The 12,097-nt window shown below is 34.7% G+C and carries 6 protein-coding genes; all 6 read left to right on the top strand.

What is annotated here, in order from left to right; genetic code table 11:
* Positions 1-1,203: 1,203 nt before the first annotated feature.
* The 6 genes from ACFQ3N_RS11390 (at position 1,204) to ACFQ3N_RS11365 (ending at position 11,968) form a co-directional block, all read left to right on the top strand.
* Positions 1,204-2,409: an alanyl-tRNA editing protein gene (locus ACFQ3N_RS11390; RefSeq protein WP_390362498.1), complete on the top strand. Its 1,206-nt coding sequence runs from the start codon at positions 1,204-1,206 to the stop codon at positions 2,407-2,409.
* Positions 2,410-4,078: 1,669 nt separating this feature from the next.
* The gene (gene argH, locus ACFQ3N_RS11385) at positions 4,079-5,572 is read left to right on the top strand and encodes an argininosuccinate lyase (protein ID WP_390362496.1); all 1,494 of its coding nucleotides are present in this window, start codon (positions 4,079-4,081) and stop codon (positions 5,570-5,572) included.
* 215 nt (positions 5,573-5,787) lie between these two features.
* On the top strand, positions 5,788-6,804 hold the full coding sequence (locus tag ACFQ3N_RS11380; RefSeq protein WP_390362494.1) for a TAXI family TRAP transporter solute-binding subunit: 1,017 nt from the start codon (positions 5,788-5,790) through the stop codon (positions 6,802-6,804).
* 440 nt (positions 6,805-7,244) lie between these two features.
* Positions 7,245-9,221, top strand: coding sequence for a TRAP transporter permease (locus ACFQ3N_RS11375; RefSeq protein ID WP_390362492.1), 1,977 nt, complete (start codon positions 7,245-7,247; stop codon positions 9,219-9,221).
* A 434-nt stretch (positions 9,222-9,655) separates the two neighbouring features.
* A complete protein-coding gene (locus ACFQ3N_RS11370) occupies positions 9,656-11,008 on the top strand; it encodes an MmgE/PrpD family protein (RefSeq protein WP_390362490.1) in 1,353 nt (450 codons plus the stop codon).
* Positions 11,009-11,248: 240 nt separating this feature from the next.
* The gene (locus tag ACFQ3N_RS11365; RefSeq protein WP_390362488.1) at positions 11,249-11,968 is read left to right on the top strand and encodes a GntR family transcriptional regulator; all 720 of its coding nucleotides are present in this window, start codon (positions 11,249-11,251) and stop codon (positions 11,966-11,968) included.
* Positions 11,969-12,097 lie beyond the last annotated feature (129 nt).

The raw sequence follows: 12,097 nt of genomic DNA, 5'->3' as shown, positions 1-12,097 counted from the left end.
AATCAAAGGAATGCTTGATAGATAAGCATTATTGGGTAATCAAAGAAATTCTATGAATAATTCAGGATGAAGTTTATTTATTTATAGCACCCCCTTTGATACAAAATTATATTGATATGCTTATCATTGAAAATAAAATACCAATAATGGGTATGACGTTGGGAGAACTTGTAGCATTTTTATCATATATTCCAAAAATTATTGTATTAATTGCATTTATTTGTCTGATTTTTGGTTTAAGTAGGCTTTGGAATTTAAAAGTGTAATTCTAGAATAGTGATATCTTGTGATATATTCCACTAACCAAACGGGTGCTTTAGTACAAGAGTATCGATCGAACTGATGTTCTTGCGATCGGGTCATATTGTTACTTTGTAGGAGGGATTAAATTTGATTACAAAAACAATTGTTACTTCTTTGCTAGCAGGAGTGCTTTACACCATTTTTATGGGATTATATTTCAAAAAGAAAAAAATAAGCTCCTCGAGAAAATATTTGAGCGGTATAGTATTTACTGTTATTCTTTTTTCCTTATTTTTAATACTGAAGGTCTTTTAGCTTCTAATATCGTGTTACACAGTCGGGCGCTTGTGGAATAAAAAAATATACTTATCAAACTTGCGTGATTGCTCTAGAAGAGTAGTCGCTTCTTGTGTAAACGAGGTAGAAGTAGGCGGACGAATTTTAAGCGGCCCCCAGTGCCCTTATTTGTGTCAAAAACAGTGATTTTTAAGTTCAAGCGGACTCAAGGGATCTTATTGTATGAAAAAACAGCTATAAATCCTGGAATTGTTACAAATAAGGTCTTCTGAGTCCGGCAACAGCGATAATTATACATAATGAAAGGAAATAAGGTCAATGAGTCCTCAAAAAAATAGGGTGTCCTATGTTCAAGCAGTGTAATTTCTATTTAAGTAACTGGTGTGATTGTTTAAGAAAAAAATGACATTAGAGAGAAGTATATGTTCTATAAGAAGGGGTTGAGGGGAGAATCGTCCTCAAGGTTTTGATCGTTGCTGTAATGATAACTTGTGAATCAATGTTTTGCACCTTACAAGTGAACCCTATCCTACTAGGAAAGAAAGTATTTCTGAAATTAATCTTATCCCATACTTGCCTCAACCATTATATATCTTTTGGTATTCTTCTAATTTGTTATCGTTTATAGTAAAGCTATCGAGCAACCAGCAAAGGAGTAGAGTTATGACAGAAAAATTATATTATCAGGATCCATATATGCGCATTTTTACAGCGAGTCTTGAGAAGTCGGATCGAGACGAACAAGGACGTTTTTATATTATTTTAGATAAAACTGCTTTTTACCCAACTGGAGGTGGCCAGCCACACGATACGGGAACGCTAAACGGTGTACATGTGTATGATGTGGAGGAAATCGCAGGGGAAATTCGACATTATACCGAGGCCCCTATGGAGGTACATAGTGAGTATACTGGAGAAATAGATTGGGATCGACGTTTTGATCATATGCAGCAGCATGCCGGGCAGCATATTTTATCTGCAGCATTTGAAGAGGAATATGGTTATAAAACGGTTAGCTTCCATTTAGGTGCGGAAATTTGCTCAATTGACCTTGACATAGATCGTCTTTCGGATGAGGAAATGTCTCGCGTTGAAAAAATCGCCAATAATATTATCATGGAAAATCGCATTATGGAAACAAGATGGGTATCAGAAGAAGAACTTTCCGATTATTCGCTGCGGAAAGAAGTGTCCGTTTCAGAAGCTATTCGTCTTGTTATCATTCCGGATTTTGATTATAACGGCTGTGGTGGAACACATCCTGATACTACTGGACAGGTGAGTTCCATAAAAATCTTACATTGGGAAAAACAAAAGAAGAATAAGATACGCGTTTATTTCGTTTGTGGGAGTAGAGTACTGCATCAGCTTAGTGAAAAACATAAGGTTATTCAGGATTTGGCGGATACGTTGAATGCCCCTCAAGCCGATTTACATGAAAGAGCAACTCAGGTGTTGAGTACGAATAAAGAACTCGAAAAAAAGGTAACTGATTTAAAGATGGAGCTAATCGACTATGAAGCAGATACACTCATGGAACAGGCAGAGATTCTGAGCAATCGGAAAATAGTGAAAGCCAATTTTTCAAACCGGCCCATGCCGGAACTGCAGCAATTGGCTAAGCGGATTGCTGTCAAAACGGATCAAATACTAGTATTGCTGGTTAATGAAAATGAGGACAAGCTTCAACTTGTCTGTTCGAGAAGTCAAGATGTGGACGTTCATATGAACGATGTCGTAAAAGATGTCCTGCCTGTTATCAATGGGAAAGGCGGAGGAACGGATTCCATTGCGCAAGGTGGAGGAGATAGAACCATCCCAGCAGAAGAATTGATGGAGAAGCTCGCTAACCATGTACGTACAATCTAAAATAAAATGAAGGCCAGTTTCTGTTCCAAGCAGGATCTGGTTCTTTTTTTATATGAAGATACCCTGCCAAACACTATTAATCATCCGCAAGTGTATGATTTTTTCGTAAGCCGAGACTTGGTAATGATAGTCTATATCCTGAAATTTGTTATATGTATAAACTTTTATAGTATTTTTTAATAATACTTATTCATCTTCATAATGACAGAATTTTAAAATAATATTGAAAATTATATCTTTGTTCAAGTATAATGTTTATAGATCAACAACAAAAGTGCTGGACAGACATCACGATTATTATTTAGTGTAGGCTTCTGTTATCGGTAATCAAATTAATGCTTAATAAGCTAATCTCTAAAAAAGGCGTTTCCTGAATCATTGTAACTTAAGAGAAGGTGGTAATAATAAAGTAGAAGATTGATTATAAAGGATCAAAGAGGAAATATGAATTTAGAAGAAGCATTAATTCTAAAATTTGTTATATGTATAACCTTTTATAGTATTTTCTAATAAAACTTATTCACCTTCGTAATGACAGATTTAAAAAAATATTGAAAATTATGTCTTTGTTTAAGTATAATGTTTCTAAATTAACCACAAAAGTGCTGGTACAGACATCATGACTAATATTTAGTGTAGGTTTCTGTTATCGAAGTAATCAAATTAATGTTTAATAAGCCTAATTTTAAAAGAGACTTTGCCTAAATCATTGTAACTTACGAAAAGGTGTTAATAATGAAAAATCAGAAGTTTCTATGTGGTGGATAGTATTGCGAAAGAGGGAATCATCGCTATTATGAATACGATAATCCACTACAACTCAAATGTACAGTATATGATTGGAGTTTATAGAGAGAATTTAGGGTGTACAGACAAGGGAAGGTGATTTTTTTAGAATTAGGGTGTTTAAGCTAATGCCATGGTTGGAAAGGAATATTGATTGAATAGCGGAGCAAAAGAGTTTTTTATTTTTGTTTAGGAATGAACCACCAAATTACGTTATAAATTGCAGATAAGATCAGTAAATTTTTAGAAGGAAGGTGCACTTCTGGAGTGGTCAAGAAAAATTTGAGAATAGGGACCCAACAGTACTCAACATATTTGTAGTTCGTATTCAGATCGAACGCCTCTTCTGTAGGGGTCCACTTATAAAGCCTACATGCTTTTAGATAAAATAGTATTTATTTATATCATAAATTTAGGAGGTGAATAGTGGTGTTAAATATATATATTTGGTCTGATTGTATAAGAAGGGATCCTTAGGGAGGATGTGCCACGTTTAACTTGAACTGATTCTATATAACTATTCCCTATTTTGAGGTACCGACATATTAGAAAATTATTATTAGACATAATGGAAAAGTGACCTTACTAAATTGTTTAATTTGGCCTATTATGCTTAACATTTTAATAAAATCATATGTAAGCACTTTCAAAGTAAGGTAAGGAGCATTCAGAATGTGTTTCTGGAAAAATAATATGATTTGATGCTTAAAATGTGCTTAATTCTGAAATATAGTTAGCAAATTGGAAAAATAGGGACACTATTACTTGGCAACTATAGTTAACATCATATTAGGAGATAGAAAACCATAGGTAGAGAAGTTAGTTGTTGAATCGTACTTATAACTTATAAATGTCTTGATAGACTAGATTGGAGGATATAAAAATGAGAGAACGTTTGAAAAAAGCACCTACTGGAGAACTAATCAAGTATATAATTGAGCCAGCAATAAAAAAAGATTTGAAGCAAAGTTATTATAATTTACTAGAAGTCAATAAATCCCACCTTGTAATGCTTGTTGAACAGGAACTCATTTCCCGTGAAGACAGTCGGATAATTTTGACTGTGATAAGGAATATGGAATTAAAGGGATCAGGAGTCATAGAGATCGATCCGGAATTAGAAGATTTATATTTTAATATAGAATCACACATTAATCAACAAACAGGAATAGAAATTGGTGGACAGTTACACACCGGTAGAAGTCGAAATGATATTTATGCCACAATTACAAGATTAAATAGTCGTGATTGTTTGGTTAAACTTTGCACTTTAGTTAACCATTTAAGATCAGTTATACTTCAGATTGCTAAAGATAATCTATACGTTATCATGCCCGGATATACACATTCACAGCCTGCAGAACCTATAACCTTTGCACACTATTTATCTGGGATTCTCCATGCTATTGAGAGGGATTATGAACGGCTAGAAAACGTATTTTATAGGTTAAATCAAAGCCCACTTGGTTCAGGTGCTATGGCGTCCACAACATTCAATATTAACAGACAACAAACAGCATATTGGTTGGGTTTTGATTCCGTAATGAATAACTCGCTCGATGGTATCGCATCACGAGATTATATACTAGAAATTTTGTCTTCTCTTAATATTTTTATGGTTAATTTAAGTCGCTTTTGCCATGATCTTTATACATGGTCTACAGATGAGTTTTCTTACATTGAAGTGGACGATTCTGTTGCAGTTTGTAGTAGCATTATGCCACAGAAAAAAAATCCAATTACTCTTGAGCATGTTAAAGCTAAAGCTGCACACCTTCAAGGGGCTTTTGTATCCGCTATTAGTAGTTTGAAAAATATATCTTATACACACTCACGAGAATCAAGTATGGAAAGTTTGAGGTTTTATTGGGATGCCTTAAATGAAATAGAAATTGCTGTTGAGGTGTTGGTACCCACTCTAAAAACGTTAAAGGTAAATCATAATCTAATGTTATCAAGGACGAAAGCTAATTTTAGTACTGTAACTGAGTTGGCAAACATGCTTGTGAGAGAGGAAAGAGTTTCATTTCGCACGGCACATCAAATAGTAGCAAATGTTGTTATGGAAGTACATGAAAAAAGTTTAAACGCGGAATACATTGATTACGGAATGGTAGCTAAAGCATTTTTAGAAAAAACCGGTAAAAGTATTAGTATAACGGAAGAGCTAATTAGTAAGGCACTAGATCCAATTACCAATGTGAATTCCAGAGATACTATAGGTGGACCAGCGCCAGAGGAGGTTGTATTACAGTTAGAGAAAATTGAAAAACATTTATTGATGGATAGTAATAAACTCGCTATTTATGAGGAAAAAATTGGTAATTCTAAATTTGATTTAAATGAAAAGATCAACCAAATTTTATCAACACATTAAGTGGGAGGTAGATAATGAAATATACAATTAAAGTACAGGTTGGTAATGGTATAACTTTATCATAGACAAAAGGTGTTAATTTTGAATGAATGTACATTGTTTACATGGGGTGGACTAGAGTAATTGTCTAAGAACTACAGATGTCTTTGAACTATCTACCTAGTTTAGGTAGAACTGAATAAAGAACTGAATATAATTTATGGAGGGTGAAACAAATGTCAGTAGGAATTAACTTTAAGGGATTATTAATGTTCACATTTGTCTTGTTATTAATTTCGGTAGGCTGTTCATCTAATGGAGTACAACAGGATGGAGAAACAAATGAAGGGGTTACTAAAAATTTTACTCTCGGTACATCAAGTCAAGGTGGTTCATATTATGTTTGGGGAGGCGCTTGGTCAAAGATTATGAATGATAACGTCTCTAATTCAAATATTGCCGTAGAGATTACAGGTGGTCCAAGTACGAATCTTCAACTAATTCAGTCAGGAGAAATGGAGCTAGGATTTACTACGGCTTGGTTAGCAGGAGAAGCATACGATGGCGTTGGTTGGGCGGATAAAAAACATGATAAAATTAGATCATTATTCCCAATGTACGCCAGTTTACTTCATGTAAATACTTTAGAAGATAAATCTGTTAATTCTATCACCGACTTAGAAGGTAAACATCTTACTACAGGAATGCCAGGCGGTACTGGTGAAGCTGCGACTGGAAAATTAGTTGATATATTAAAACTTGAAGACGTGAAAGTCAGTCAAATGCCAGTAGATGCAGCAGCCGGGAACTTAAAAGATGGACTATCAGATGCTAATTCTGGGGCTTTCGGAATCCCTGCTCCATTTTTATTGGATATGGAGACATCTCATGATGTTTCATTGGTCGGGTTTAATCAAGAAGAGATGGAAAAATTGCTAGAAGCAGTTCCTTACTGGTCTGCTGGCGTTATACCGGCTGGGTCTTATAGCTTTCATAATGAAGATATTAACACTATTGCATTTTGGAATTATGCAGTTGCATCCAAAGACTTATCCGAGGACTTTGTGTACAATCTTGTAAAAACTACTTATGAAGAAGTTGATGGTCTATTGGCAACTGTATCGTCAGCCCAAGAGGAGGATTTTAATAAGATTGAGGAAATCAATATCCCTTTGCACCCAGGGGCATTAAAATATTATAAGGAGGAAGGGATTCAGATTCCAGAAAACTTAATTCCTCCAGAAAACAAATAGATATTGCTCAATATTACAAAATTCGATGAACAGTTAATCTTCTACCAGTAATATTAATTAATCATCAATAGTGATGATTTAAAGATGAGTAAAATAACTCTTTCAAAAAAAGTTTTGCTTAACTATCTAGTGTCCCAAAGCATCTAAAGTTTATAGAGGAAAGATGGGGGAAATGAATCTCAACTTTCCCCTTAATTTTGCTGAAATCTTAACATATTATGAGTATACGTAGTCCTTTATAACTGCTTCTTAATTTACATGACTAAAATAATAATTCCCCTTTTATTGCGGTTTCTTTTTTACGAAACGTTGTTAAAAAACAACCCTTTTGGACTGAGGTGATGCTATGTTTCCAACTTTATGTATTTGTTGCAATAACTAATTAGAGAAGTTAAATGATTTTCCTAGCTAAAATATCACATAAAATAAGGGGTGAAATGATGTCAGACATTAAAACAACAGAAAAAATAAACGTACAAGAAATTAGTGAAGGTGAAAGTGCTGGGAGGGTATTGCCACATACACAAAACATGATAATGACAATAATAGCCGTATCAATGTCGTGCTTTCATATTATTGTTTTAGGTGGATTTTATACTCTAAATCCATGGATATTGTATCTAACACATTTAGGGTTTGCAATTATACTTGTGTTTTTGATTTATCCAGCAAATACTCATGAAAAGAAATCTTCCTTTAAACTACTTGATATAGTTTTCGTTTTATGTGCCATCGCTGCCATTTCTTATTATATAATTGATATAGATCAGCTTATTTATCGGATTGGCATTTCGCCAAATTTATGGGATGTTGTTGCAGCATCCACTATAGTATTTCTTGTTCTAGAGATAACAAGGCGGACCTGTGGGTTTATTCTTCCATTAATTGCAGTTATATTCATATTATATGCAGTTTTCGGAAGTGGACTTCCAGGGATACTTGGACACTCTGGGTATAGTTTAGAACGTATAATCAGTTATTTGACAGGGCTTGATGCAATATTCAGCACCCCCGTTGCCTCTTCAGCTAGCTTTGTGTTTTTGTTTATTTTATTCGGAGCGTTTCTAGCTACCTCAGGTGCTGGGAAGTTATTTATCGATTTATCAATTTCTTTAACGGGTGGTCGAAGAGGTGGCCCTGCAAAATCTGCAGTTGTCGCTAGCTCGTTGTTTGGCTCATTTACTGGAAGTTCGAATGCAAATGTGGTTGCTTCTGGAGCATTTACTATTCCTTTAATGAAGCAAATTGGTTATAAACCTAAATTTTCTGGAGCTGTAGAAGCGGTTTCTTCCACTGGGGGACAACTCATGCCACCCGTAATGGGGGCGGCAGCATTCATAATGGCAGAATTAATAGGGATTCCTTACTTGGATATCGTATATGCTGCTATAATTCCTGTGCTTTTATATTATTCAGCGGTATTTTTTATGATTGATTTTGAAGCAGCAAAACTGAAACTTAAGGGAATACCCAAATCCGCTTTAAACCAACCTTTTGATGTTCTAAAAAAGAATGGTCATTTAGCCATACCTCTGCTGGTACTTATCTACATGTTGGTAATTGTTCATTCAAGTCTTGTTAGAGCAGCTTTACTTGCTATTTTATCAGCTTTAGTGGTTGCGGCTTTAAAAAAAGAAACGCGAATGGGATTTAAAAAAACGTACAATGCTTTGTCACAAGGAGCGAAAACCTCCCTTGAAGTAATTGCCTCCTGTGCAACAGCTGGACTCGTCATCGGTATATTAAATTTGACGGGATTAGGCCTCAAATTTGCCAGTTTGATTATTTCATTTTCTGGTGGCATTCTTATAATCGCCCTCATACTAACCATGCTTTCCAGCCTTTTACTTGGAATGGGGCTACCGACAACAGCAGGATATTTAATTAGTGCGGCAGTTGTTGCGCCTGCCTTAGTGGAATTCGGTGTTCCGGTTTTAGCGGCACACATGTTTGTTTTTTACTTTGCATGTTTGTCAGCCATTACACCTCCTGTAGCACTTGCAGCATTTGCAGCATCAGGCTTAGCTAGTGCAAAGCCAATGCAAGTTGCCCTAACATCAGTAAAACTAGGAACTGTTGCCTTTATAATACCGTTTATGTTTGTCTATAATCCCGCTTTGTTGGGTCAAGGGTCAATACTTTCAATCATAATCACTATCATAAGTGCTTTTCTAGGTACATATGCCATTGCATGTGCAATACAAGGGTGGTTATGGAAAGAGGAAATTAATAATAAGTTTATAAGAATTTTATTAGCAATATCAGCTCTTACATTGATTTATCCCGGGTTGACTTCGGATATTTTAGGTGTTGGTTTAATGGTTTTAATCATTATTCTACGTAATAAACTAATTGTTTCAAAAAAGAAGGATAAACAAAACCAAAGTAAGAAAGAAAATGATGAGAATATCGGATGAAAAGTGGCATTACCGGAAAACTCTTTTGGAATCAATCTTTGTATGATAATTTTACGTAATTAGACTCAAATAATAATTTATAATGATAGGAAATGCAAAATGAAAAAGGTTTTAGAGGTGCCCATAGTTTAAAGCTATAACAGAACTAGAAGGAAAATATAACAGGATGATTATATTTATAAAAGCTGTTTATATATCAATGTACGTTCAATAGCGTTATTTGTAAAATATCGCCAAGTGTAATTTTACTTTTATGGCGAGGTGATTACTAGATTGAAAAAATTTTAGAAAGAAGTGTGTTTGTAATTTTTTAAATAGTATACCTTTTTGTAAAAAAATGGAAATAACAATTATTATTTCCAACATGTTAGTGGTTAATCTTGATAAGAATTTTAACAAAGATTTAATTATGAACAAGAAGGGATGAATTAAAAATGGGGAGTAATATCACTGAAGAAATTGCACGCTTTTGTAGTGAAGTTCAATATAACGATCTGACTGAAAATGCAATTGAAAAAGTGAAAGTTGCGATTACTGATACCTATGGGGTTATTTTTACTGGCTATCATGAGCCTGTTTCAGACTTGTTAGTTAAGTGGATAAAGGACAAACAAGGTAAAGGAAAATCTACTATACTAGGTTATCAATTAAAAACTTCGGCAAGCTATGCCGCACTAATTAACGGTACGATGGGACACGCGATTGATTATGATGATGTAAGTTTTTCATTACGTGGTCACCCAAGTGTTCTTATTCTACCAGTTGTTTTGGCTGTTGGTGAAAAAAGGGAATCTACAGGGGAGGAGATGATACTTGCTTTTATCCTAGGTACGGAGGTGATGGTGAAATTAGGCAGAAGCATGAATCCGTCACATTATCTGAAAGGGTGGCACGCCACGGCTACATGGGGGGTTATTGGTGCTGCAGTGGCTGCAGGAAAACTTTATGGTTTTGATAAACAGAAGATGAAAATGGTATTAGGGTTGGCAGGTTCTATGGCCTCTGGAATGCGGTTAAATTTTGGAACGATGACTAAACCATTTCATGTTGGTTATGCAGCTAAAAATGGGGTTGAAGCAGCTGAGCTTATTAATCTAGGTTTTACAGCAAGCAATCAAATTTTCGATACTGGGCTTAGTATGTTCCACCTATATGGCGATGAAAAAAACATATCTATTGATGACATACAAAAATGGGGTAAGCCATGGGGAATAGAGAACCCTGGATTTGATATTAAACTCTATCCTTGCTGTTCTGCTACCCACCGAGCTGTTGATGCCATGGAAATGATAATTCAAAGAGAAAGAATCGATCCTAATCAGGTAGAAAGAATCGATTGTTTCGCCCCGTTTGGAAGTTTAGCTGCTTTGCTTTACAACAAACCTCAAACGGGCCTTGAAGGAAAGTTTAGTATGCAGTATGTTATTGCTGCCATGCTAGTCGATCAGCAATTGAAAATAGATTCATTTACTGATGAAAAAGTAAACCGTAAGATTATTCAACAGCTAATTCCAAAGATCTTTACTAAGGAGACAAAAGCTATTAAAGAAAACCGTGATATTGGAGATCTTGGTTATATACAGCTTAGTATACAAATGAGAAATGGAAAATCAATTGAGGAAAAGGTTTACTATGCCAAGGGCTCGCCTAATAAATGCTTATCAAAAGTCCAATTACACTGTAAATTTTCAGATTGCTTGAAGTCATCCACCATAATAAACGGTGATAAATTGTTCGACCAACTAATGAATCTAGAAAAAGTAGAAAAAATAAATAGCTTACTCTGAAATAGGGTTAGGAAGATTTCAAAAGGTTGATGATGTGAAATGTTATCCTTAGGATGAAAGGATTCAAACCTTTGCTTCTGTCAATAATCTAGGTTATCAAAAGAAGAATTATTTCTGTGAAGTTGAATCTGAAAGGTCTGCAGTCGGAACATTAACCCTCAGCTAAACTAATAGTAGAAATCTGTAATAGCGTAGAAGGATTTAAAAACTAATTTCAATATTTGAAATGAGGTTGTACCAATGCTAGACCAAAAAAGTTATTTACCACTTCATTTACAATTAAAAAATAAGATAGAAAAACAAATTACTGACGGAGAATTTTTGGATCAAATTCCAAGTGAGCGAGAATTTATGAATGAATATGATATTAGTAGAAGTACTGTAAGGGAAGCTATTAACCTATTAGTTCGAGAAGGGATCCTTGAAAAAAGGCATGGAAAAGGTACGTTTGTTTCGTTAAAACCGCTTCGTGATTGGCTGGGAAACTTAAGTAGTACAACAGAAACCATTCGTGATATGGGAATGAAACCAGGAGCTAAACTCATTACACATTATAAAACAACACCTCCAATTCATATTCAGGAGCGGACAGGTTTTAAGGAGGCGTATTTTATCAAACGAGTACGTTATGCGAATGATATTCCGATTGGGGTAGAACGACACTACTACCCAATTGCGATTGGAGAAGAGTTAATTAAATATGATTTGGATAATGCTACACTTTACGATTTAGTGGAACATGAATTAGGTATACAATTCGCTGAAGCAGATCAAACCATTTCAAGTGGGCAATTGCTGCAAGAGGATTTGGGTTATTTGGACGTTCCGCCTCATACGAATGTTCTCATTGCAGAGCGGATTATTAAAGACCAGGCTGGTGCTATTATTGAAATGGAAGAAGCATTTTATCGCAGTGATATGTATATGTTTAAAATTAAATTATCGCGAAAGTTTGGCTAGTTATAACTACAATTTCTATTTATTATATTTAATAATATAGCTTATTGGGTTTTTAAATATCAGAATTTAATGAAAACATTGAATTTTTATATTAATATAATATATAATAGATAATAGATAAATTTACTA

Source organism: Virgibacillus byunsanensis (assembly GCF_042675965.1).
Classification (GTDB): domain Bacteria; phylum Bacillota; class Bacilli; order Bacillales; family Amphibacillaceae; genus Virgibacillus_R; species Virgibacillus_R byunsanensis.
Note: the sequence above shows the minus strand (reverse complement) of the source record. Positions and strands in the feature narration are given on the sequence as shown.

What these genes read in the sequence shown, in the direction of transcription:
- ACFQ3N_RS11370 (WP_390362490.1), top strand. Translation starts at nt 9,656, where the DNA reads ATGGGGAGTAATATCACTGAAGAAATTGCACGCTTTTGTAGTGAAGTT.
- ACFQ3N_RS11390 (WP_390362498.1), top strand. Translation starts at nt 1,204, where the DNA reads ATGACAGAAAAATTATATTATCAGGATCCATATATGCGCATTTTTACA.
- ACFQ3N_RS11365 (WP_390362488.1), top strand. Translation starts at nt 11,249, where the DNA reads ATGCTAGACCAAAAAAGTTATTTACCACTTCATTTACAATTAAAAAAT.
- argH (WP_390362496.1), top strand. Translation starts at nt 4,079, where the DNA reads ATGAGAGAACGTTTGAAAAAAGCACCTACTGGAGAACTAATCAAGTAT.
- ACFQ3N_RS11375 (WP_390362492.1), top strand. Translation starts at nt 7,245, where the DNA reads ATGTCAGACATTAAAACAACAGAAAAAATAAACGTACAAGAAATTAGT.
- ACFQ3N_RS11380 (WP_390362494.1), top strand. Translation starts at nt 5,788, where the DNA reads ATGTCAGTAGGAATTAACTTTAAGGGATTATTAATGTTCACATTTGTC.